Origin of the sequence: Amycolatopsis sp. NPDC051061, assembly GCF_040682935.1 — a bacterium.
GTDB lineage: Bacteria > Actinomycetota > Actinomycetes > Mycobacteriales > Pseudonocardiaceae > Amycolatopsis.
The window spans coordinates 99,105-122,416 of the sequence record NZ_JBFBBZ010000017.1 but is presented as its reverse complement, the minus strand read 5'-3'; the positions used below and the strand labels follow the sequence as shown (position 1 = coordinate 122,416).

The following is a 23,312-nucleotide window of genomic DNA, read 5'->3' as shown; positions in this document are numbered from 1 at the left end:
CCGGCCGGTCCCCCCCTTCCCGCCGGGGCGGTTGGTGGCCGCCAACCGGGTGTCAACACTTCTCCCCCCCCCACGACCGCTTTTGGCTGGCTCACGGGCCCGGCACCTGCCTGCCCTCGGGCCGCAGCGGGCAGCACCCGCGCGCGGGACACCGGTCGCAGTCCGGGTTCTCCTGCGCCTGGTAGTCCGGCCCCGCCGCCGACGCCGCCGCGTCGCGGACCAGCTCCAGCCACTGCTTGCCGCCCACGTCGTCGAGCGGGGGCTGGGACCGCTCCGTCGAGCCCGTCTTGTTGTTCGCCTTCGCCACGTACACCAGCCGCGCGCCGCCGGGCTCGTTGCTGCCCTTGATCGCGCCCAGCAGCACCGCCAGCTGGTACGCCGCCAGCTGCGGGTGCTCCTCCGCGTCCTTGCCGGACACCGGGACCTTGCCCGTCTTGATGTCGACGATCACCGGCCGGCCCTCGGAATCCAGCTCGACCCGGTCGACGCGCCCGCGCAGCAGCACCCGGACTTCGTCGGCACCGCCCGCCGGCAGCTCGACCTCGATGTCCTGCTCGACCCCCGCCGCCTTGAGCTCGGCCCGGCTGCGTTCCAGCCACGTCACGAAGTTCTGCAGCATCTGCTCGACCCGCCGCCGCTCCCGCCGGGAGAACCAGGGCGCTCCCGCGTCGACGCGCACCCACGCTTCGTCCAGTGCGGCCTGCAGCTCCGCGTCGGTCTTGCCGGACGCGACGGACTCCGCCAACCCGTGCACCAGCGTCCCGGTCACCGCGGCCAGCTGCGCCGGGTCGCTGCCGCCGTGGCGCTCGATCATCCAGCGCAGCGGGCACTTCGTCAGGATCTCCACTGTGGACGGTGAGATCCGGATGAGGTCACCGGCGCGGTGCACCGGCTCATCGGTGGACGCGGGCAGCAGGCCGTACCACGTCGACGGGTGCGCACCCGGCACCTTCGCCTCGGCCAGCCGCGCGAGCTGCTTGGCCGCGCGACGCCGGCGCGAAGGCTCGGCCTTGTCGTCGCAGACGACCTCGCGCAGCTCCCCCACCAGCTCGGCCAGCACGAGCGACCGGCCCGGCGGCTTCATCCGCGAGTCGAGGCCGCCGTCGTCGGCGCCGTTCTCCTCGAGGTCGTCGAGGAACCGCGACGGCTGTTCGTCCTCTCCGGACACTGCCGTGACCAGCAGCGTCTGCTTCGCCCGGCTCATCGCGAGGTAGAACAGGCGCCGCTCCTCCGCGAGGATCGGCGCGGTCGCGGAGACGGCGTCGTCGTCCACACCGGACATCAGGTCCTTCAGCCGTTCCACGCCCAGCACCGATCCGCGCAGCCGCAGGTCCGGCCACGCCCCTTCCTGGACGCCGGCGACGGCGACGACCGTCCACTCGCGACCGGCGGCGGAGTGCGCGGTGAGCAACGAGACGCCGTCGGACGGGACCGCCGCCGGCGCGAGGGTGTCCCCGGCGATCTGCTGCGCGCCGAGGTAATCCGCGAAAGACGCGACGCTCGCACGCGGCAGCCGGTCGACGTACCGGCCGGCGGCGTCGAACAACGCGACGACGGCGTCGAGGTCGCGGTCGGCCTGCGCGCCCAGCGATCCGCCGCGGTCGACCTGCTTGAGCAGCTTTCCCTGAAGACCGCTTTCCCGCCACAGCTGCCACAGCACCTGCTCGACGCCGTCGCCGCGGGCCACGGCCTGGTGCGTGACGCGCAGCAACCCGCCGACGCGCCGCACCGGTTCGGCCTCGGCGTCGGCGAGCCCGACCAGGATGTCCCCGCCGCGCAACGCTTCCACGAGCAGTTCGTCGCTCGACCGCTGCCCGCCGCCGGCCAGTTCGAGCCGACGCAGACCGCGTCGCAACCGCCGCAGCGCCAACGGATCCGCGCCCCCGAGCGACGACGACAGCAGCATCTCGGCGAGGTCGATGTCGAGCAAGTCCGGCGAAGGCGCGAGCTTCAGCACGGCCAGCAGCGGCCGCACCGCGGGCTGGCGAGCCAGCGGCAGCTCCTCGGTCGCCGACCCGATCGGGACGCCGGCCGCGCGCAAAGCGCGTTGCAGCACCAGGAAAGTTCGCGCCGGCGACCGGACGAGCACCGCGATCTCCGACCACGGCACACCGTCGACGAGGTGGGCGCGGCGGAGCTGGTCGGCGATCCAGCTCGCCTCGGCGGCGGGAGTCGGCATCACGCGCACGCGGACGTTCCCGCCCGTGGCCCCCGCGGGCGGGAGGATCTTGCGGTGCCGGGACAAGCCGGGCAGCGTCGCGCCGATCTTCGCCACCGCCAGGCGGACGGCCGGGGCCAGCCGGTGCGACGTCGTGAGCGTGACGGTCCGGCTGCCGTCCGGGTCGGCGTCGGCGAACAGGCTCGCGTCGGCGCCGCGGAAGGAGAACACGTTCTGGTCGGGGTCGCCGGCGACGACGAACTCGGCCGCGGTGGTCCCGATCACCCGGACCAGATTGGTCTGCAGCGGGTCGAGGTGGTGGGCGTCGTCGACGAAGAGGTGCCGCACGCGGGTGCGCTCGCGTTCGCGCAGCTCGTCGTCGTCCTCGAGGGCGAGCAGCGCGGAGGTGACCAGCTCGGCGGCGTCCAGTGCGGGCGCGCTCGCCACGCCGAGCGCGTTGCCGCCCGCGCCCTGCAGCTGCGTGACCTCTTCGTACTGCGCCCAGAACTGCCCGGCGGCGACCCACTCTTCGCGGCCGCGGCGGCGGCCGAGCTCGGCGAGGTCGTCCGGGCCGAGCCCGCGCTCGGCCGCGCGCATCAGCAGGTCGCGCAGCTCCTCGGCGAACCCGGGGACCATCAGCGCCGGCCGGAGCTGCTCGGGCCAGTACCCGGCTTCCTCGTCCAGGTCGCCGGCCAGCAGTTCGCGGACGACGACGTCCTGTTCGGCGCCGGCGAGCAGCCGCGGCGGCGGGAGCTCCTCGGCCATCGCTTCCAGCCGCAGCAGCGAGTAGGCGTAGGAGTGGACCGTGCGGACGAGGGGTTCGCGGACGGTCCGGGGCAGCGGCCGCGCCTGGTCGGGGTCGGCGGTGAGCCGGCGCGTGATGTCGGCGCGCAGCGCGTCGGCGGCCTTGCGGGACGTCGTGAGCACCAGGACGCTCTCCGGGTCGGCGCCCTCGGCGATGCGGCGGGTGGCGGCCGTCGCGAGCAGCGACGTCTTGCCGGTGCCGGGACCGCCGAGCACGCGGCGGAAACCCCCGGGTGCGGAGAGCAGGCGCCGGGCGCCTTCGTCCCAGGTGAACGTGGGTGCGTCGGGGATCGGCGTGCGCACCAGCCGCGCGTCCGCCTGCGCCGTTCGCCTCGCGTTCACCCAGCGATGGAACCACGCGGGGTCCCCCGGGTGGTGCACCGGCACGGCTTGACGGCGGGTGAGTGCGGTGAAGGTGGCGGAGCGTGCGACGGACGGCTGCGGAAAGTGTCGTACCCATCCGGCAGAGTGTCGGTATGGACGACGTTCTGCACGAGCGCGTGCGGGAAATCATCGAGTCGGTGCCGGCCGGCACGGTCGCGACGTACGGCGACATCGCGGCGCTCGCCGGCGCGCCCTCGCCGCGGATGGTCGGCGCCATCCTGGCCGAGGACGGGCACGACCTGCCGTGGCACCGGATCCTGCGCGCGAACGGGACGCCGGCACCGCACCTGGTCCACGACCAGCTCGAACGTCTGCGCGCCGAGGGCGTGCTGGCCGACGGTCAGCGCGTCGACCTGCGGAAGTACCGCTGGAAGCCCGGCGGTGACGAAGATCCCGGCGAGGAGGGACTGTTCTGACCCCTGATTTTTAGGTTAGCCTCGCCTAATGACGATACAGGCGGAGCGACCGACCCTGACGTACTTCCGGGCGCGGGCGACCGCGGTCCGGCCGGTGACGCCGCACATGGTCCGCGTGACGTTCGAGTCGGCCGGCTTCCGTGACGTCCCGGCCGGGGCGCCCGACCAGTACGTCAAGGTCTTCTTCCCGCTGCCCGGCCAGGAAGCGCCCGAGCTGCCGGAGACGGGCTCCGACGTCCTGTCGTGGTACCGCACGTACCTGGCGATGCCCGACGACGTCCGCCCGCCGATGCGCACGTACACGGTGCGGGCGCACCGGCCGGCGTCGGCGGAGATCGACGTCGACTTCGTGCTGCACGGCGACACCGGCCCGGCCTCGGCGTGGGCGTCGCGCGTGACGCCGGGCGACCGCGTGGCGTTCCTCGGCCCGCACGGCCTGTACGACGTGCCCGCCGCCACCGACTGGCAGCTGCTCGTCGGCGACCAAACGGCGTTGCCCGCGATCGGCGCGATCATCGAGCAGCTGCCGGCCGGTACGCGCGCTTCGGCGTACATCGAGGTCTCGGAGCGCGAAGAGCGCCAGACGTTCGAGACGCGCGGAGCGGTCGAAGTCCACTGGCTGCTTCGCGGCTCGCGCCCGAGGGGAGAGGCGCTGCTGGAAGCGGTGCGTACGGCGACCTTCGCCGGCGGAGCGCCGTACGCGTGGGTGTCGGGCGAAGCGAGCGTCGTGAAGCTGGTGCGGCGACACCTGTTGCGGGAGCGAGAAGTCGACAAGCGGCAGATCTGCTTCGCCGGCTACTGGCGCGCGGGAATCAGCGAAGAGGCGGCAGGCCGGGAAGCGGTCCGCGCGGCCGAAGCGGGCGAGGTTCCGGCCGACGAAGACTGAAGTGCAACCCTGAGGTTGCACCACAAGCCCTCATGTGCAACTCTGGTGTTGCACATGAGAGGAGCACCGCATGATCAGCGACACCATCGAACGCGAAATCGTGATCGCCGCGAAGCCCGACAAGGTCTGGCCGCTGGTGGCCGAGCCCGGGTTCTGGGCGACCGACGACGAAACCGTCCGGGGCACCCTGGCCGAAGAAGGGCAGACCCTGGTCGTCCGCCATTCGGAACACGGTGAATTCCCGTTGCGCGTCGAGAAAGTCGACCCGCCGAACTACCTGGCCTACCGCTGGGTGAGCGCGTTCCCCGGGGAGGAGCTGCGTGAAGACAACTCGACGCTGGTCGAGTTCACCCTGACCCCCGAGGGCGACGGCACCCGGCTGCGCGTCGTCGAGAGCGGCTTCGCCGCCCTGCCGACGTCCGAGGAGAACCGTCTGAACGTGGTCGAGGACCACACCGCGGGTTGGGAGCAGTGCCTCCCCGCGCTGGCCGCCCGAGCCGGCTGATGGACCACGACGTCGTCGACGGCGTCCTGGCCGCCCTGGCCGATCCGACGCGCCGTCAGCTGCTGGACCTGCTGGCCGCCCACGGCCAGGCCACCGCGACGACCCTGGCGGGCGGGCTGCCCGTGTCGCGCCAGGCGATCGTCAAGCACCTCACCGTCCTCGACGCGGCCGGACTGGTGAGCAGCGTCAAGATCGGCCGCGAAGTCCGCTACGGCGTCCGTCCCGAGGCCCTCGACGCGACGGCCCGCTGGATGGCCGCGCTCGCCGCCGACTGGGACCGCCGGCTGGCGAAGATCAAGCGGATCGCCGAACAAGGCTGAACCCCACTGGGAGTTCTCATGTCTGTCGTTGCGCTACCCCCTGCCCGTTTCACGCCGAAGCAGCGCACCGCCCTGGTCGTGCTGCTCGGCGCGGGCTTCCTCCTGTCCATCGACTTCTCGATCCTGAACGTCGCGTTGCCGCAGGTCGGCGCGGGTGTCGGGCTCGACGTCGGCGCGCTGCCCTGGGTCAGCACGGCGTTCGTGCTGCCCGCGGCCGGGTTCACGCTCGTGTGCGGGCGGCTGGCGGACCTGCTCGGGCGCCGCCGGCTGTTCCGGTCCGGCATGGCGCTGCTGATCGCGGGGTCGCTGCTGGGCGGTTTCGCGGCGAGCCCGGAGCTGCTGCTCACGGCCCGCGCGCTGCAGGGTTTCGCCACCGCGATGACGCTGCCGGCGGCGCTGTCCCTGCTGACCACGACGTTCGCCGAAGGAGCCGGGCGCGACCGCGTCCTCGGTCTCAACGGCGCGCTGCTGTCCGGCGGCTTCACCGTCGGCGCCCTGGCCGGCGGCACGCTCGTCGACCTGCTGAGCTGGCGCGCGGCGTTCTTCGTCAACGTCCCGGTGGCCGTCGCGATCCTGATCGCCTCGCGAGTCGTGGCGGAGTCGACGCGGCCCGGGCGGACGCGGCCGGACCTGCCGGGCGCCGTGACGGTCAGCGGTGGTCTGCTGGCGCTCGTCTACGCGGTCATCGCGTCGAGTCTCGTGGCGGCGATCGCCGCGGTCGTGCTGCTGACCGCGTTCGCGGTGGTCGAACGGCGTGCGCCGGCCCCGCTGGTGCCGCCGCGGATCCTGGCCCGCCGCACGGTGAAGTGGGGCAACTTCGGCGGTCTGGTCCTCTTCGCCGTCGAGCCCGCGGTGATCTACCTGACCACGCTCTACCTGCAGCGGGTCCTGGGACTGTCACCGCTGGTCACCGGCCTGGTCTTCGGAGTGCCGGGCCTGGCCTCGGTGGTCGCCGGCGTGCTCGCCGGCCGGGCCATCGGACGCTTCGGCAGCCGGGTCCTCCTGGCCGCCGGGCTCGTCGTGCAGGCGCTGGCCACGCTGCCGCTGGTGTTCCTCGGCCCGGACCGCACGGCGTTGCTGATCCTGATTCCCGCTCTGTTCGTGGGGTTCTTCGGGCACGTGTCCGCGATCGTGGCGTTCACCGTGACCGCGACGTCCGGGCTGCCCGACGAGGAGCAGGGCCTGGCCACCGGGCTGACGTCGATGACCCAGCAGGTCGGGATCACCGTCGGCATCCCGGTCTTGAGCGCCGTCGCCGGGCTCGGCGGCACCCGCCTCGCGCTGGGCGTCGCCGTGGCCGCGACGCTCGCGAGCGTCGTCCTGATCACCGTCAAGCTGAAGGAGCCGTGATGGACATCGTCGACCGATCCACCTTCCAAATCGAGCTGGATCGTTTGCGCACCAGGGAAAAGGCGCACACCCACGAGGGCGACGCGATCGCCGCGGCCCGCCGGCGCCTGCCGGTGGTCGAGGTGGACGCGACGCTCGAGCTGCTCGGCCCGGACGGGCCGGTGACCCTGCTCGACGCGTTCGAAGGCCGCCGTCAGCTCATCGCGTACTACTTCATGTGGAACCCGGGCCGTCCCGCGGCCGAGCAGTGCGAGGGCTGCACGTTCTACACCAACCAGGTCGCGGAGCCGGCCAACCTGCACTCGCGTGACATCACGTACGCGGTGTTCTCGCAGGGGCGCAATGTCGCTACGGAACCGGCTGACGCGCGGACGTCGTACGCGGAAAGCCTGCGATACCGGGCGTTCATGGACTGGCACATGCCGTGGTACTCGGCGCAGCCGTCCCTCGACACGCTGCTGGCCGGGAGGGAGATCGGGCTGTTCCACCTGGTCTGCTACCTGCGCGACGGCGACCGCGTCTTCGAGACGTACTGGACGAAACGCCGTGGCGTGGAAGCGATGGACTACAGCTACGCGCTGATGGATCTGACGGTGTTCGGCCGGCAGGAGTCCTGGGAGGACTCGCCGGAGGGGTGGCCGCAGGAGTGCACCAACGTCCGGACGGAGACGGGTGCGCCCACCTGGACACCCCAGTCCGGCGAGGGCGGGCGTCCGATCGCCCAGTGGCCGCGGCTCGCCGCCGGACGATCCGACGACCTCGGCGCTACGACCGGGTCTCCGTCGCCTCACCGGTGCCACTGAGGGTGGTGACCAGGAGTTTCACCAGGGCGCCGAGGCGCTGCCGCTCCGGCTGCAGCGTCTCGACGCCCACCGCTTCCAGCGGCGCCGCTGTCACCGGGCCGACGCACGCGCACACCAGCGGGCCGCGCAACGCCGTCAGCAGCTGCTGGTAGCGGCCGGACGTACGCGCCAGCGTCAGGAAGTTCGCCGCGGCCGGGGCGCTCGTGAACGCGATGGCCCCCAGCTCACCGGCCACGGCCGCGTCGATCAGGTTGTACACCGGTGTCACATCCGGCGGCGAAGTCCACCGGTACGGCTGCACCTCGACCAGCCAGGCCCCGGCCTCCACCAGCGGCGCCGTGAACTCCGGCAAGGGGGTCCCGTGCAGCTGGACGGCCGTTCGCTGCCCGAGCACGCCCGCCGCCGCGACGGCCGCGAAGAGCTCGGCGTTGGACTCGGACTCGGCCGAGAACGTCTCGCGCAGGCCGGCGCCGCGCACCGCGCCGACCGCCTTGGGCCCGCGCGCGTAGATCCGCGACTCCCGCAGATGGTTCAGCAGCGGCCGCCGGAGTCCCCAGCCCTCGGCCGCGTCGAGCCAGCCGCGGAGCCCCGCACCCGTCGTCACGACCGTGATGTCGACCGGTGACATCACCAGCTTCAGGGTGGCTTCCTTCAGCTGGGGGTCGCCGTCCAGGGGCACGATGGTGATCGTCGGCGCGTGGCGGACGTCGGCGCCGTGGCGTTCGAGGGCGCCGATGAACTCCTCGGCCCGGCGCTCGGCCGTGACGCCGATCGCGACCCCGCTCAGCTCACCCATAGAACGCGCCCATCTCCTCGATCGCTTCGGCCAGCTCCGCCCGCAGGTCCGCCGGTTCCAGGACCTCCAGGTGCGGCCCGAACCGCAGCAGCTCGCCGATGGCCGGTTCGCCCGGTTCCACCGGCAGCTCCACGGTGAGCCAGCCGTCCGCGTCCGGTTCCCCGGTCGCCGAGCGCAGCGCGCGGGCGCCGACCGAACCCGCGTAGAACGGTACGAGAGCCTGCGCCCGCGGCGACAGCCGCACCACGGCGACGCGCGGGAACATCCGGCGTTCGAACTGCTCGGACCACTCCTGCCAGTACGTCGCGAGGTCGAACCCCGCGGGCCGTTCGAACTCCTCGCCGAGATCGGTCAGCTCCAGCACCCGCGAGATCCGGTAGGTGCGGTCCGTGCCCTCGCAGCGGGCGGCGAGGTACCAGTTGCCCGCCTTGAGGATCAGGCCCAGCGGCTCGACGTCCCGCTCGACGACCCGCTGGCCCCACCGCTCGTAGCGGATCCGGATCCGGTGCGACGACCACACGGCGTCGGCGATCGCGGACAACGCCGGCAGGCTTTCGATGCCCCGGTGCCAGCCGGGGACGTCCAGGTAGAACCGCTCGGCGACGCGCCCGGCGCGGTCACGCAGCTCCGACGGCAGCGCCGCGTACAGCTTGAGCTGCGCCGCGGCGAGGACGGTGCCGAGGCCCAGCTCGGCCGCCGCCACCGGCAGCCCGGCCAGCGACAGCGACTGGGCCTCCTCCTCGGTCATCCCGGTGAGGCGGGTGCGGTAGCCGTCGACCAGGCGATATCCGCCGGTCCGGCCGCGGTCGGCGTACACCGGGACGCCGGAGGCCGACAGCGCGTCGATGTCCCGGTAGACCGTCCGCACCGAGACCTCGAGCTCCTCGGCCAGCTCTTCGGCCGTCATCCGGCCGCGGTTCTGCAGCAGGAGGAGGACGGACAGGAGCCGGCTGGCGCGCATGGTCCCCAGTTTGGCAGAAATACCTGACACAAGCTGACAGGTAAACCCGGCAGGGTGGTCCCCATGAACGCATTCACCATGAAGAACTGGGAAGAGAACATCGTCAGCGGCGCCGAAGGGGGTCCGCGAGTGGCCTACGCGCACGCCTCGATGGCCTACGACGGCGTCATCGAAGGTGAATCGGTCTGCGATCTCCTGCTGTACTACGCGGGCGAAGGCTACGAGAGCGGCACGACGACGTCGCCGAGCTTCGAGCGCTTCGAGGGCAAGGTCGACGGTCGCGAAGGGACGTTCATCGTGAAGCACGAGTTCACGTTCGACGCCCAGGGCATCGCGTCGACCTTCAGCGTCGTACCGGGCTCCGGCACCGGTGCGCTGGCGGGACTCACCGGGAGCGGCACCGTCGGCGGCGCGATGGGTGAGGAGAAAATGGGGTACACCTTCGAGTACGCGTTCTAGGAGTCGCACGTGGACCGTCGTCAGGTACTCGCCTACCGCATCGCCGAGCACGGCTTGCACCGGTCGTCGAAGGACGTCGCCGATCTCGCGGTCGTCCGGGCCGGGCTGCAGGACAGCATGCGCGACACCGCGCTGCTCGCTCTCGTGGCCCGGCTCGACGCACCCGGGTCCCCGGTGGACGACCCGCGGCTCGTCCTCGCGTGGACGTTGCGCGGCGCGCCGCACTACCACCTGGACCTCGCCGAGGTGACGCGCGCGCTGGTGCCCCTCGACGACGCGGACGCCTCGGCCCGGATGCTGTGGCAGCGCAAGGAGCTGGCGGCGACCGGCCTGGCGGCGGCCGAGGTGGTGTTCACGGCGGCCGCGGCCCTCCGCGCCGTCGTCACGAAGGAGATGACCAAGGGCGCGGTCAGCACGGCGGTGACGAAGAAGCTGCCGCCGGAGTTCTCCCGCTGGTGCCGCGGCTGCAACGCGACCCACATCCAGGAGCAGCTGATGCGCATCGCGGCGCCGCACGCGGGCGTCCGCCTGGTCGCCGGCGCGAGTCCGGCGACGCTGGCGCCCCTCGAGGGACGCGGCCGGATGCGTCGCACTCCGGACGTCGCCGCGGCCACTTCGGTGGTCGAGTCGTACTTACGGCTCAACGGGCCGGCCTCGCCGGGGGAAGCGGCGGAGTTCGTAGGGACGGCGCGGGCGGTCGTGGACAAGACGTGGCCTTCCGACCTGGTTCCGGTCGACGTCGAGGGCAAGAAGCGGTACCTGCCCGCGGACCGGCTGGAGGCTTTGGAGAACCCGCCGGAGCCGGACGTCGTGCGGTTGCTGCCGCCGCTGGATCCGTTCATCCAGGCCCGCGACAAGGCCCTGCTGGTCCCGGACGCGGCGCGCCGCAAGGAAGTCTGGAAGATGCTGGGCAACCCGGGGGTGTTGCTGGCGGACGGGGACATCGCCGGGACGTGGCGGACCAAGGGCAGCGGCGCGAAGCTGACGTTCACGGTGACGGCGTTCGACCCGCTGCGCCCGGCGGTCCGCGAGGAGGCCGAGGCGGAGGCGGCGCGGGTGGCCGCAGCGCGGGGGTTCGAGAAGCACACGGTCACCTGGGCAGAGTCGTGAGTGAGAAACAGTGTTCTGGCCCGGTTTCTCACTCACGACCCTCGACGGCCAGCCGGTAGCCGCGCTTCACCACCGTCTGGACCACCCGCCCGCCGCCCAGCGAAGTCCGCAGCCGGCCGATCGCCGTCTCCACCGCGTGCTCCTCGCCGCCGCCGGGCAACGCCGAAATCAGCTCGCGCCGCGACACCACCCGCCCCGGCGAAGCCGCCAACGCCCGGAGCAACGCCATCGGCGCCGGGGCCACCTCACGCCACTCGCCGTCCACCACCGCCGACTGGCCGCGGAGCTCGATCGACAGCCCACCCGCCGAAAACCGCGGTGAACGCGCCAGCAGCGTCTCCGACACCGTCCTCGCCAGCGCCCCGATCCGGGCCCGGTGCGGCTGCACCGTCGGCACGCCGAGGGCCGCCAACGGACCCGCCGTGATCGGCCCGACGCACGCCGCGACGACCGGGCCCGACAACGCCGAAATCAGCCCCGGCAACCGGCCCGTGCGGCGCGCCAACGCGACCAGCGAGGCCACCGCCGGGGCGCTCGTGAACGGCAGCGCGTGGATCGACCCGTCCAGCACCCCGTCCAGCAGCCGGTCCACCGGGCCGGGGTCCACCGGCCCGACCCAGCGGTACACCGAAACCTCGATGACCTCCGCCCCGGCCGCGCGCAGGGCGTCCACGAAGTACGGCAACGGCTCGCCGTGCAGCTGCACCGCGATCCGCCGGCCCGAGACGTCCGAGGAAAGCAAGTGCTGCAACAACTCCGCGTTGCTCTCCGACGCCGGCGAGTACGATTCCGAAAGCCCCGCCGCGCGGATCGCTCCGGTCACCTTCGGCCCGCGAGCCAGTAGCGAAGACGACGAAAGGCGCGACAGCAGAGCGTCACCCAGACCCCAGCCCTCGGCCGCCTCGAGCCAGCCGCGGAAGCCGATGCCCGTCGTCGCCACCACCGCGTCCACATGCGACTCCAGGAGCGCCGCTGTCGCCGCACGCAGCTCCGTGTCGTCGGTCAGCGGCACGATCCGGATCGCCGGGCCGTAGCGGACACTCGCCCCCTTGCGCACCAGCAGCGCGCCGAGCTCGTCCGCCCGGCGCGCCGCGGTGATGCCGACCACGAACCCGGTCAGCGGCAGGATCACGGGCTCTCCACTTCGACCACGCCCTCTCGCACGCGCACGCCGTATACCGTGACCGTCACACCCGAAGCATCCAGGCACTGTCCACTGTCGAGCGCGAACCGTTCCTTGTAGACCGGCGAGGCGACCACCGGGACGCCCCCGGCGTCGCCGACGATGCCGCGCGAGAGCACCGCCGCGCCGCTGCACGGGTCCCAGTTGGACAGTGCGTACCAGCGAGCGCCGGGCAGGTGGAAGATGGCCACCTGGACACCGCCGTCGAGCAGCGCCGCCACCCCCGCGTACTCCGGCACGGCTTCGGCGGCACAGACCGCCGTCCAGGTCCGAACCGACGTCGTCATCGCCGCACCTCCGGAACTCCCAGCATCACGGGAACTTTCTGTTCCCGCTCCGAGCGGAACGAGATCGCCGGGTCGGGCGTGCCCGGCGCGTTGACGAAGGAGCTGAACCGGGCCAGCTTCTCCGGGTCTTCCAGCACGCCCTTCCACTCGTCGGCGTAGTTGTCGACGTGCTTGGCCATCGCCGCGTCGAGGTCCTCGCAGATGCCGAGCGAGTCGTCGACGATCACCGCGCGCAGGTGGTCGAGGCCGCCGTCCAGCTCCTCGATCCACGGCGCCGTCCGCTGCAGCCGGTCCGCGGTCCTGACGTAGAACATGAGGAACCGGTCGATCGTTCGGATCAACGTCGCCGTGTCTACATCGGACACCAGCAGGTCGGCGTGCCGGGGCGTCGTGCCGCCGTTGCCGCCGACGTAGAGGTTCCAGCCGTTCTCGGTGGCGATGATGCCGAAGTCCTTGCTCCGCGCCTCCGCGCATTCCCGCGCGCACCCCGAAACCGCCGACTTCAGCTTGTGCGGCGACCGCAGCCCGCGGTAGCGCAGCTCCAGCTCGATCGCCAGCCCGACGCTGTCCTGCACGCCGTAGCGGCACCACGTCGACCCGACGCACGACTTGACCGTGCGCAGCGCCTTACCGTACGCGTGGCCGGACTCGAACCCGGCGTCCACCAGCCGCCGCCAGATCAGTGGCAACTGGTCCACAGTGGCCCCGAACAGGTCGATCCGCTGGCCGCCGGTGATCTTCGTGTACAGCCCGAAGTCCTGCGCCACCTGGCCGATCACGATCAGCTTCTCCGGCGTGATCTCGCCGCCGGGGATCCGCGGGACGACCGAGTACGTGCCGTTGCGCTGCAGGTTCGCCAGGTACCGGTCGTTGGTGTCCTGCAACGTCATCTGCTCGCCGCCGAGCACGTGCCCGTTGCCGAGGGTGGCCAGGATGGACGCCACCGCCGGCTTGCAGACCGCGCAGCCGCTGCCCGAGCCGTAGCGGCCGATCAGCTCGCTGAACGTCGTGATCCGGGTGGCCTGGACGATCTCGAACAGCTCCGCGCGCGACCGCGGGAAGTGCTCGCACACGGCCTTCGACTGCTCGACGCCGCACGCCGTCAGCAGCTTGCCGAGCAGCGGGACGCACGAGCCGCACGCGGTGCCCGCGCGGGTGCACGCCTTGAGCTTCGGCACCGTATCGCAGCCGTCCTCGTGGATCGCCCGCGTGATCGCGCCCTTGGAGACGGCGTTGCACGAACAGATCTGCGCGGCGTCCGGCAGCGCGTCGACGCCGACCGCGGCACCGCCGCCCGCGGGGGCGAGGATCGCGCCCGGCTCGGCCGGGAGCGGACGCCCGACCAGCGCGCGCAGCGTGTTGTACTCGGTCGCGTCGCCGACGAGCACGCCGCCGAGCAGCGTCTTGCCGTCGTCGGTGACCACGAGCTTCTTGTACGTCCCGGCGACCGCGTCGTTGACCGCGACTTCGAGCGCGCCCTCGGTCTGCGCGTGCGCGTCGCCGAAGGACGCGACGTCGACGCCCATCAGCTTCAGCTTCGTGGACGTGTCCGGCTCCGGGAACTCTCCGGAACCGCCGGTGAGCTGCGCGGCGACGATCTCGGCCATCGCGTAGCCGGGCGCCACGATGCCGTAGACGCGCCCGTCGACGGCCGCGCACTCACCGATCGCGTACACCGCCGGGTCGCTGGTGCGGCAGGAAGAGTCGGTGAGCACGCCGCCGCGCGGGCCGACTTCGAGGCCGGACTGGCGGGCGAGGTCGTCCCGCGGCCGGACGCCGGCCGAGAACACGACGAGGTCGACGTCCAGCTCGGTGCCGTTGCCGAGCTTGGCCAGCAGCCGCGAGCCGTCGGCCTCGATGGCGTCGGTCGACGTTCCCGTGTGGACGGTGACGTCCAGCCCGCTGATGAGCCGCCGCAGCAGCGACCCGCCGCCCTCGTCGACCTGCAGCGGCATCAGCCGCGGCGCCATCTCCACGACGTGCGGCGAGAGTCCCATGTCTCGCAACGCCTTCGCGGCCTCCAGACCGAGCAGGCCACCACCGATGACGACGGCCGAGCGCCGCCCGTGTCCCGGCTTGTCGACGGCCGCCGCGCGGATCGCGTCGAGGTCCTCGATGGTCCGGTAGACGAAGCAGCCCGGCAGGTCGTGGCCGGGCACCGGCGGGACGAACGGCCGCGAGCCGGTGGCCAGGACCAAAGCGTCGTACGGCTGCACAGCGCCGGACGCCGTGGTGACGGTCCGAGCGTCCCGGTCCACCGAAACCGCCAGCTCACCGAGCCGCAGGTCGACGTGGGGATCGTCCGCGTAGTCCGAGCCCGGCAGCGCCAGCGACGCCGGGTCCCAGGTGTCCACATAGGATGTCAGCGCCACCCGGTCGTACGCCGGGCGCGGCTCTTCGGACAGCACGACGACCTGCCAGCTCCCCGAAGGGTCTTCCGCGCGCACCGCCTCCACGAGCCGGTGGGCGACCATGCCGTGTCCGGCGACGACCAGGGTGGGCATCTCAGACCTCCGCTCCCGCGAGCGCCAGACCGCGCTCACTCGTGGGCTGTTCGGCGGGCTTGCGCAGGTAGACCGCCCAGGTGACGGCGAAGCACAGCCCGTAGAAGACGAGGAATCCGACGAAGGCCGGCACCCCGCTGTGCGCGTCGGCGAACGACTGCCGGAACGCGAGGTTGATGAACAGGCCCCCCTCGGCGCCGATCGCGCCGGCCAGGCCGATCAGCGCGCCCGACCGCCGCCGCGCCTTGAGCAGCTCGGCCGCCTCGTCGGCGCCGTTCGCGATCGCCGCGGCGGCCTTCGCGCGGAAGATCGCCGGGATCATCTTGTACGTCGAGCCGTTGCCGACCCCGGCGAGCACGAACAGCACGATGAACGCGACCGTGAACAGCACCAGGGACTTCGACGTCGAGGCCAGGATCAGCACGACCGTGGCCAGCGCCATCCCGATGAACGTGAAGAAGGTGATCTTGCCGCCGCCGATCCGGTCGGCCAGCCAGCCGCCCGCCGGCCGCGAGAGCGAGCCGAGCAGCGGGCCGAGGAACGTCACCGCGGCCGCCTGCAGCGGGGTGCGGCCGAACTGGTTCTGCAGCACCAGGCCGAACGCGAAGCTGTAGCCGATGAACGAGCCGAACGTCCCGACGTAGAGGAACGACATCACCCACGTGTGCGGGTCCTTGACGACCTCGCGCATCGCCTTGGTATCACCGCGGACCGTGGCGAGGTTGTCCATGTAGAAGTACGCGCAGAGCGCCGCGACCACGATCAGCGGGACGTAGACGTAGAGCACGATCCGCGGCGCCGTCGCGCCCGCCGTGCCGATCACCAGCAGCCCGACCAGCTGGATCGCGGCGACGCCGAGGTTGCCGCCACCGGCGTTGAGGCCGAGCGCCCAGCCCTTGTGCTTCTCCGGGTAGAAGGTGTTGATGTTCGTCATCGACGACGCGAAGTTGCCGCCGCCGACCCCGCCGAGGGCCGCGACCAGCAGGAACGTGCCGAGCGACGTCCCGGGGTGCAGCACGACCGCGGCCAGGATCGTCGGGATCAGCAGCAGCGCGGCGCTGACGACCGTCCAGTTGCGACCGCCGAACTTCGCCACGGCGAACGTGTAGGGCAGCCGCATCAGGCCGCCGATCAGCGTCGGCGTCGAGACGAGCAGGAACTTGTCGGCGGCGGTGAAGCCGTAGTCCTTGCCCATGAACAGGACGATGACCGACCACAGGGTCCAGATCGAGAAGCCGATGTGCTCGGCGAAGACCGAGAACCAGAGGTTGCGGCGGGCGACCTTCTTGCCCGTCGACTCCCAGAACTCTTCGTTCTCCGGTTCCCAGTGCTCGATCCAGTGCTTTCCTTGGTGCACCACGGCGTTCTCCTTCGTGCGGGTCAAGGTGGTCATTGCGCCGCGAGCCAGTTGGCGATGCCGCCGACGGTGTCGGTGCACCCGCCGCAGCCCGTCGTGGCTCGCGTGGCCCGCGCCAGTGCGGGAGTGTCGGTGGCCCCGGCCTTCCAGGCTTCGATCAGCCGGCCCTTGGTGACGTTGTTGCAGCGGCAGATCACCGCGGCCGCCGGCAGGTCGGCCGGGCTGGCCGCCGGGGTGCTGCCCGCGGGGAGCGCGCGGCCCAGCAGCACGGCGAGCCGGTCGTCGGGCAGCAGGGTGCCGCGGTCGTGGAACTGGGTGATGGTCGCGGCCGCGTCCGGCAGGCCGAGCAGGATCGCCCCGGTGACGCGGTTTTCGCGGACGACGAGCTTCCCGTAGCGCCCGCCGGTGGGGTCGTTGAAGGTCAGCACCTCGGCGTCCGGGGTACCGGCCTCCAGCTGCGTCTCCCCCAGCGCGGCGAGGTCGATGCCGCGGGCCTTGAGGCGGGTGACGGCCGTCGTGCCGCGGTAGCGGGCGGCGGCGTTCGTGCCGGTCAGGACATCGGCGAGCACCTCGGCCTGCTCCCACGCGGGCTGGATCAGCCCGGCCGGGGCGCCGGGGTGGCGGGCGCAGTCGCCGAGAGCGTGGATGCGGCCGTCGCTGGTGCGCAGGACGTCGTCCACGAGGATTCCCAGGTCGACGTCGAGACCGGCGTCGGTGGCCAGGCTCGTCTCGGCGCGGACGCCGGCGGCGACCACGACCAGGTCGGCCGGGACGAGCGTGCCGTCGTCGAGCTTGAGGCCGTCGCCGGGCAGGTAGCGCGCGGCGGTGGCGCCGAACCGGAACGTCACACCCAGGTCGGTGAGCCGGCGGGCCAGCACGTGGCCGGCGGCCGGGTCGAGCTGGCGTTCCATGACGTGCCCGAGGGGGTGCACGACGGTCACCTGGTTGCCGCGTCCGGCGAGGCCGCGGGCGGCTTCGAGGCCGAGCAGGCCGCCGCCGAGCACCGCGACCGGCGCGCCGAAGCGGGCGGCGTCGAGGATCTTGGCGCAGTCGTCGAGGCTGCGGAAGGCGACCACGCCCGGCCCGGCTTCGAGGCCTTCGACCGGCGGGATCCACGGGTTGGCCCCGGTGGCCAGCACCAACGCGTCGTAGTCCACTGTGGACCCGTCGCCGAGTTCGACGCAGCGCTTCTCGCGATCGATGCGCGTGACATCGGTGCCGAGCCGCAGATCGATGTTGTGGCGGGCGGCCCATTCGTCGTCGTGCAAGCGGACGCTTTCGGCGCTCATCCCGCCGGCGACGACGGCCGAGAGCAGCACCCGGTTGTAGGCGGCGTGCTTTTCGGCGCCGAGCACGGTCAGCCGGACGCGCTCGGCGATCGGGTCGCGGCGGCGGATCTCGTCGGCCAGCCGGGCGCCGGCCATCCCGTACCCGACGATGACTACTTCACGGGGGCTCATGCGGCACCATCCACAGTAGACAAAGACACGGCACACACCTTGAACTCCGGCATCCGGCTGACCGGGTCGAGCGCCGGGTTGGTGAACAGGTTCGCGCGCTGCGCACCGGGGAAGTGGAAGGGCACGAACACGAGATCTGGTTTGAGGCTCTGCACGAACCGGACTTTGGCGATCGTCTCCCCGCGTCGCGAGCGGATCCGTGCCGGATCACCTTCTTCCAGCCCGGCGCGCTTGGCGGTGTCCGGGTGGACCTCGACGAACGCCTCCGGGACGACGTCGTTCAGCTCACCGATCAGCCGCGTCTGCGCGCCCGACTGGTAGTGCTGCAGCACGCGGCCGGTGGTGGCCTGCAGCGGGAACTCGTCGTCCGGCAGCTCGGCCGGGCCGGTGTATTCCCCGGGCACGAACCGCGCGCGGCCGTCCGCGTGGGCGAAGGCGTCGAGGAACATCCGCGGGGTGCCGGGGTGGTCGTTCTCCGGGACCGGCCAGTGCAGGGCCTCACCGTTGCGCAGCCGCTCATAGCTGACGCCGGAGTAGTCGGCGACACCGCCCTTGGAAGCCACCCGAAGCTCCTCGAACGCCGTCTCGGCGTCGGTCGGGAACCGGTCCGCCGGTTGGCCGAGCCGCCCGGCGAGTCCGTTGAGGACGTCCAGATCGGACCGGACGCCGACCGGCGGGTCGAGGGCCTTGCGCCGCAGCAGGACCCGGCCTTCGAGGTTGGTGAGCGTCCCGTCTTCCTCTGCCCACTGCGTGACCGGGAGTACGACGTCGGCGAGTGCGGCGGTCTCCGACAGCACGAAGTCGGCGACGACCAGGAAGTCCAATGCGGACAGTCGATCTTGGACGCGCGCCGAGCGCGGCGCCGAGACGACGACGTTGCTGCCGAACACCATCAGCGCCTTCGGGCCCCCGTCGGTGCCCAGCGCGTCCAGCAGCTCGGTGGCCGAGCGGCCGGGACCGGGCAGGCTGTCCGGGTCGACACCCCAGACGCCGGCGACGTACTCGCGCGCGGCCGGGTCGTCGAGCTTGCGGTAACCGGGCAGCTGGTCGGCCTTCTGACCGTGCTCGCGGCCGCCCTGGCCGTTGCCCTGGCCGGTGAGGCAGCCGTAACCGGAGCCCGCGCGGCCGGGCAGGCCGAGCGAAAGGGCGAGGTTGATCCAGCCACCGACGTTCGCGGTCCCGGTGGCGTGCTGCTCGGTGCCGCGGGCGGTGAGGAGGTAGGCGTTGCGGGCGCCGGCGAGCTTCGCGGCGGCGAGGCGCATGTCGGCGGCCGAGACGCCGGTGACGCGCTCGGCGCGTTCCGGCCACCACGACGCGGCGATCCGCCACACGGCTTCGAAGTCGCTGGTGCGATCGTCCACATAGGACCGATCGAGGTGGCCACCTTCGACGACGGCGTGCAGGATACCCAGCGCCAGCGCGAGATCCGTGCCCGGCGCGGGGGCGAGGTGGAGGCTCGCCAGCTCCGCGGTCGGGGTGCGCCGCGGGTCGACGACGATGAGGTCGGCGCCGCGCAGGTGCTGGGTGAACGGCGGCATCGTCTCGGCCGGGTTCGCCCCGGCGAGCAGCACGACGTCGGCGTTCTTGAGGTCCGTCACGGGAAAGGGCATCCCCCGGTCCGCGCCGAAGGCCTTGATCCCGGCCGCGGCGGCCGAGGACATGCAGAAGCGGCCGTTGTAGTCGATCTGCGACGTCCCGAGCGCGACCCGGGCGAACTTGCCGAGCAGGTAGGCCTTTTCGTTGGTCAGCCCGCCGCCGCCGAAGACCGCGATCGAATCCGGGCCGTGCGCCCGACGAAGTTCCCCGAGCTTCCGGGCGACGAAGTCGAGGGCGAAGTCCCAGCTGACGGGCTCGAGCGCGCCGTCCACCCGGATCATCGGGGTGGTCAGCCGCCGCGGCGACGTCAGCAACGAGCCGGCGGTCCAGCCCTTCTGGCACAGGCCGCCGGCGTTCACCGGGAAGTCCCGCGGCGTCACGCGGACGCCGTCGAGGCGCATCCCGCACTGCAGCGCGCAGTACGGGCAGTGGGTGTCGACCTGCGGCACGGGCACCTCCTCGGCGGCTCGGGGAATGCCCTGACGCTAAGGAGGCCGTGTTACTCGGAATCGACCGAATGTTTCAGGCAGTTGACATTACGGCGGGAACCACGCGGGCCAGGCGGTGAGGTCATGACCCGCGTCACAGGACGCCGCTGACCTCGCGCGCCGCCGCTCGCAGGCCGTCGAGTGACGCCTGCGTCGATCGCGGGTTCAACGCGTTCGACGCCAGCCGGAACAGGACCGCGCGCAACAACAGCTGCGGCCACTCCGGCAGGTGGGCCCAGCGCTCCAGCAGCTCCCGCGACGCGCCGCCCCAGGCCAGGGCGTCCACCGCGACGATCGCCGCGCCGTACTCGCCCGGGCGGTAGTAGGGCACGAAGTCGACGACGCCCGGGGCCGCGTCGCCGTCGAACAGCAGCCCGGCCAGCAGCTCGCCGTGGGCCACCTGCAGCGGCAGGCCGATCGGGCGGCGGGCACCGGCGAGGACCTCGAACCAGCGGCCGCCCTTCGTTTCTTCCAGCGGGACCTCGAGCTCTTCCCACGCGACGCGGTCGGCGATCGCGTCGACGTCCTTGCGCCCGGTGAGGTAGTCCGGCCGGGGCAGGCCGGTGGTCGCGCGGTGCAGCTTCACCGCGGCCAGTACCGACGCGTCCCCGCGGTGCTCGGGCGTGCCCGCCACGAACCGGGAGGCCGTCCAGCCGCCGACGATCCAGCGGCCGTCGGTCGAGCGGACCGGCTTCGCGACGCGCAGGCCCGGCTCGTCGACGTAGTCGAGCGCGCGGGCCGTCCACAGCGTCCTGGCCTTGTCGGTGACCGGCTTGAACACGAGGTCGCCGCAGCGCCACGCCGTCGAATCCGGCATCGGCTCGCTGCCGTCGTCGAGGCCGCCGAAGGCCGCGCAGACGTGCGCCGGAGGACGTTCGAGAGTTGTCCGCACAACTGCCGACGGTACCCGGCCGGGTGGTCCACGATCGAGAAGACGCGCTGGTCACACAGTGTTTTAGAACCTCGGCACGACTCGGACGAAACGCCGTGAAGGCCACCTTGAGGAACTTGAAGTTCCTCAAGGTGGCCTTCACGAACAACGACTGTCAGTAGGTCGGCAGGCTCGGGTCGATCTGCTTGGCCCAGGCCAGCACGCCACCGCCGAGGTGCGTCGCGTCCTTGAACCCGGCCGCGTGCAGCGCGGCGAGGGCCTCCGCCGAGCGCGCGCCCGACTTGCAGTGCAGGACGATCGGCTTGTCCTGCGGCAGTTCGGCCAGCGCCTCGCCCGAGAGGATGCGGTCCTTCGGGATCAGCGTCGCGCCCTTGATGTTGACGATCTCGTACTCGTGCTGCTCGCGGACGTCGATCAGGGCGAAGTTGTCGCCGTTGTCGAACTTGGCCTTGAGCTCGGCGGGCGTGATGGTGCTGCCCGACGCGGCCTGCGCGGCCTCGTCGGAAACCACGCCGCAGAACGCCTCGTAGTCGATCAGCTCGGTGATCTTCGGGGTCTCCGGATCCTTGCGGATCTTGACCTCGCGGTACTTCATCTCCAGCGCGTCGTAGCTGATGAGGCGCCCGAGCAGCGTCTCGCCGATGCCGGTGATGAGCTTGATCGCCTCGGTCACCATGATCGAGCCGATGGACGCGCAGAGCACGCCCAGCACGCCACCCTCGGCGCAGGAGGGGACCATGCCCGGGGGCGGCGGCTCCGGGTAGAGGTCGCGGTAGTTGAGGCCCTTGCCGTTCGGCGCGTCCTCCCAGAACACGCTGACCTGGCCCTCGAAGCGGAAGATCGAGCCCCAGACGTACGGCTTGCCCAGCAGCACCGCGGCGTCGTTCACCAGGTAGCGCGTGGCGAAGTTGTCGGTGCCGTCGACGATCAGGTCGTACTGCTCGAAGATCCCGAGCGCGTTCGACGAGTCCAGCCGGTCGGTGTGCAGGTGCACCTTGACCAGCGGGTTGATCTCGGCGATCGACTCCTGCGCGGAGGCGGCCTTGAGCTTGTCGATATCGGACTGGCCGTGGATGACCTGGCGCTGCAGGTTCGACTCGTCCACGACGTCGAAGTCGACGATGCCGAGCGTGCCGACCCCGGCCGCGGCCAGGTACAGCAGCGCGGGGCTGCCGAGGCCGCCGGCGCCGATGACCAGGACCTTCGCGTTCTTCAGCCGCTTCTGCCCGGCCACCCCGACGTCCGGGATGATCAGGTGACGGCTGTACCGGGCCACCTCTTCCTTGGTGAGCTCGGCAGCCGGCTCGACGAGCGGCGGCAGTGCTGACATCGGGTCCTCCATCTCGCGCGGATCGCGTCCATCCCACTATGCACAACGCGCGCGGGCGAATAAGCCTTCCCAGGTCCAGATGCTGGGAAGACCTACTGCGTTTTGGGAGTGGGGTTCGGCCAGGCGTTGGGCACGCAGGTGCGGCCGTCCTTGGCCACCTTGCCCTTGTCGCCGCCGGGGATGTCGTTGAGCATCGACACGTAGTTGTCGTCTACGCCGAAGGACTGCTGCATCATCACCGGCGCGGGCTGGCCGTCGCCGCCGCAGCCGACGTGCTGATTGCCCAGTGCGTGCCCGACCTCGTGGTTGATGGCGTACTGCCGATAGCCGGTCATGTCGGCGTTGAACGCCTTCGCGCCGCGTACCCAGCGGCCCAGGTTGATCAGCACCCGGCCCAGGCTCTTGCGGTAGCAGGACGCCTCGAACTTGATCTGGAAACCGCAGGCGTCGGCCCGGTGGGTGGTCTCCGGCGTGGTGAGGCTCACCTTGAACGACGGGTTCGGGAAGTTGGCGTCGACGCGCTGCAGCGCGATCTTGCCGTCCCAGGTCCAGCCCTTCTTGGGGTCGGACAGCGTGCCCTGGACGGCGGCCGCGAAAGCGTCGTCACCGGCGTAGCTGGCCGGGTCGATGCCGTCCTCGACCTCGACCGTGTAGGTGTAGAGGGTCCCGGCGCCGATCTTCGGGCCGCTGCCCGGCACGACGTGCCACTTCCCCGCGCCGGCCTGGGTGAACGGGGTGCCCTCGGGCAGGTCGGCCGTCGGCACCTTGAGGTCGACCGGCGTGGCCGGGTTCTCCGGGATGGCCTGCTCGCCGTTGCCGTCGATCGCGCCGCCCGCGGCGTCGCCACCCGCCGACTCGACGCCGGCGGGAGCGCCCTGCTCGGCGATCGGCTCAGCCGGGCTGTTCGCGGTGTTGACGACGACGAGCACGGTCAGCACGACGAGGATCGGCAGGGCGTAGACGCGCCAGCCGTAGGTCTTGGTGAACTTCGCGAGGCCGGCCTTCGGCGGCTCCGGCTTCTCGCGCGGGGTCTCTACGTGCGGCTTCCAGGAGGCGCTCAGCGGCTCGGCGCTGGTTCGCCGCCCGCCCGGGCGGTAGCGGTCCTCCCCGACGCGCTGGGCCGCCTGCCGGGCCGGGCGGTACTGGCCGGTCCGCGGGGCCTCTCCGGACTCGGGGGTGCCGTGCGGCACGCGGCGGGCCGACGCCCGGTGGGGCGTCCGCCGATCTTCGCCTCGCGCGTCGTGCTTCACCCGGTCCACCGCA

Annotated in this window: 20 protein-coding genes; 8 read left to right on the top strand and 12 right to left on the bottom strand. The window is 72.0% G+C overall.

Annotation, left to right across the window (positions count from 1 at the left end):
* Positions 1 to 91: 91 nt before the first annotated feature.
* Positions 92 to 3,265: an ATP-dependent DNA helicase gene (locus AB0N03_RS23955; protein WP_364375831.1), complete on the bottom strand. Its 3,174-nt coding sequence runs from the start codon at positions 3,263 to 3,265 to the stop codon at positions 92 to 94.
* Positions 3,266 to 3,438: 173 nt separating this feature from the next.
* Here AB0N03_RS23955 and AB0N03_RS23950 point away from each other — a divergent pair, with 173 nt between their 5' ends.
* The 6 genes from AB0N03_RS23950 to AB0N03_RS23925 all read left to right on the top strand — a co-directional run bounded on the left by AB0N03_RS23950 (position 3,439) and on the right by AB0N03_RS23925 (position 7,626).
* Positions 3,439 to 3,762, top strand: a complete 324-nt coding sequence (locus tag AB0N03_RS23950) for an MGMT family protein (RefSeq protein WP_364375660.1) — start codon at positions 3,439 to 3,441, stop codon at positions 3,760 to 3,762.
* Between the two features lie 28 nt (positions 3,763 to 3,790).
* Positions 3,791 to 4,648 carry a siderophore-interacting protein gene (locus tag AB0N03_RS23945; protein ID WP_364375657.1) on the top strand — a complete coding sequence of 286 codons (858 nt, stop codon included), beginning with the start codon at positions 3,791 to 3,793 and terminating at the stop codon, positions 4,646 to 4,648.
* Between the two features lie 70 nt (positions 4,649 to 4,718).
* Positions 4,719 to 5,153, top strand: a complete 435-nt coding sequence (locus AB0N03_RS23940; protein WP_364375654.1) for an SRPBCC domain-containing protein — start codon at positions 4,719 to 4,721, stop codon at positions 5,151 to 5,153.
* Positions 5,153 to 5,473, top strand: a complete 321-nt coding sequence (locus AB0N03_RS23935; RefSeq protein WP_364375651.1) for a metalloregulator ArsR/SmtB family transcription factor — start codon at positions 5,153 to 5,155, stop codon at positions 5,471 to 5,473. Before AB0N03_RS23940 ends, AB0N03_RS23935 begins: the two co-directional genes overlap by 1 nt.
* A gap of 18 nt (positions 5,474 to 5,491) precedes the next feature.
* Positions 5,492 to 6,823, top strand: a complete 1,332-nt coding sequence (locus AB0N03_RS23930) for an MFS transporter (protein WP_364375648.1) — start codon at positions 5,492 to 5,494, stop codon at positions 6,821 to 6,823.
* The gene (locus AB0N03_RS23925; RefSeq protein ID WP_364375645.1) at positions 6,823 to 7,626 is read left to right on the top strand and encodes a DUF899 family protein; all 804 of its coding nucleotides are present in this window, start codon (positions 6,823 to 6,825) and stop codon (positions 7,624 to 7,626) included. Before AB0N03_RS23930 ends, AB0N03_RS23925 begins: the two co-directional genes overlap by 1 nt.
* Here the strand turns inward: AB0N03_RS23925 and AB0N03_RS23920 are convergent.
* Both AB0N03_RS23920 and AB0N03_RS23915 read right to left on the bottom strand, forming a co-directional pair.
* Positions 7,589 to 8,422 carry a uroporphyrinogen-III synthase gene (locus AB0N03_RS23920; RefSeq protein WP_364375642.1) on the bottom strand — a complete coding sequence of 278 codons (834 nt, stop codon included), beginning with the start codon at positions 8,420 to 8,422 and terminating at the stop codon, positions 7,589 to 7,591. The genes AB0N03_RS23925 and AB0N03_RS23920 overlap by 38 nt on opposite strands.
* Entirely contained in the window at positions 8,415 to 9,383 is a 969-nt protein-coding gene (locus AB0N03_RS23915) for a YafY family protein (RefSeq protein ID WP_364375639.1), read from the bottom strand. The genes AB0N03_RS23920 and AB0N03_RS23915 overlap by 8 nt, the downstream gene beginning before the upstream one ends.
* A gap of 63 nt (positions 9,384 to 9,446) precedes the next feature.
* Between AB0N03_RS23915 and AB0N03_RS23910 the strand changes: the two genes are divergently transcribed.
* Entirely contained in the window at positions 9,447 to 9,842 is a 396-nt protein-coding gene (locus tag AB0N03_RS23910; RefSeq protein WP_364375636.1) for a DUF3224 domain-containing protein, read from the top strand.
* A gap of 9 nt (positions 9,843 to 9,851) precedes the next feature.
* The gene (locus AB0N03_RS23905; protein WP_364375633.1) at positions 9,852 to 10,952 is read left to right on the top strand and encodes a crosslink repair DNA glycosylase YcaQ family protein; all 1,101 of its coding nucleotides are present in this window, start codon (positions 9,852 to 9,854) and stop codon (positions 10,950 to 10,952) included.
* Positions 10,953 to 10,980: 28 nt separating this feature from the next.
* Here the strand turns inward: AB0N03_RS23905 and AB0N03_RS23900 are convergent, their stop codons facing one another.
* The 9 genes from AB0N03_RS23900 to AB0N03_RS23860 all read right to left on the bottom strand — a co-directional run bounded on the left by AB0N03_RS23900 (position 10,981) and on the right by AB0N03_RS23860 (position 23,308).
* Positions 10,981 to 12,084, bottom strand: coding sequence for a uroporphyrinogen-III synthase (locus tag AB0N03_RS23900; RefSeq protein ID WP_364375631.1), 1,104 nt, complete (start codon positions 12,082 to 12,084; stop codon positions 10,981 to 10,983).
* Entirely contained in the window at positions 12,081 to 12,422 is a 342-nt protein-coding gene (gene nirD / locus AB0N03_RS23895; protein WP_364375628.1) for a nitrite reductase small subunit NirD, read from the bottom strand. Before nirD ends, AB0N03_RS23900 begins: the two co-directional genes overlap by 4 nt.
* A complete protein-coding gene (nirB, locus tag AB0N03_RS23890) occupies positions 12,419 to 14,926 on the bottom strand; it encodes a nitrite reductase large subunit NirB (RefSeq protein WP_364375625.1) in 2,508 nt (835 codons plus the stop codon). Before nirB ends, nirD begins: the two co-directional genes overlap by 4 nt.
* A 1-nt stretch (position 14,927) precedes the next feature.
* Complete coding sequence (locus tag AB0N03_RS23885) at positions 14,928 to 16,319, bottom strand: nitrate/nitrite transporter (protein ID WP_364375623.1); 1,392 nt, start codon at positions 16,317 to 16,319, stop codon at positions 14,928 to 14,930.
* On the bottom strand, positions 16,316 to 17,743 hold the full coding sequence (locus tag AB0N03_RS23880; RefSeq protein ID WP_364375620.1) for an FAD-dependent oxidoreductase: 1,428 nt from the start codon (positions 17,741 to 17,743) through the stop codon (positions 16,316 to 16,318). The genes AB0N03_RS23885 and AB0N03_RS23880 overlap by 4 nt, the downstream gene beginning before the upstream one ends.
* Positions 17,740 to 19,788, bottom strand: coding sequence for a molybdopterin-dependent oxidoreductase (locus tag AB0N03_RS23875; RefSeq protein ID WP_364375617.1), 2,049 nt, complete (start codon positions 19,786 to 19,788; stop codon positions 17,740 to 17,742). Before AB0N03_RS23875 ends, AB0N03_RS23880 begins: the two co-directional genes overlap by 4 nt.
* A gap of 133 nt (positions 19,789 to 19,921) precedes the next feature.
* Entirely contained in the window at positions 19,922 to 20,719 is a 798-nt protein-coding gene (locus AB0N03_RS23870) for a TIGR02569 family protein (protein WP_364375615.1), read from the bottom strand.
* A 154-nt stretch (positions 20,720 to 20,873) separates the two neighbouring features.
* A complete protein-coding gene (moeZ, locus tag AB0N03_RS23865; protein ID WP_364375612.1) occupies positions 20,874 to 22,049 on the bottom strand; it encodes an adenylyltransferase/sulfurtransferase MoeZ in 1,176 nt (391 codons plus the stop codon).
* 92 nt (positions 22,050 to 22,141) lie between these two features.
* Entirely contained in the window at positions 22,142 to 23,308 is a 1,167-nt protein-coding gene (locus AB0N03_RS23860) for a DUF3152 domain-containing protein (RefSeq protein ID WP_364375610.1), read from the bottom strand.
* Between the last annotated feature and the right edge of the window lie 4 nt (positions 23,309 to 23,312).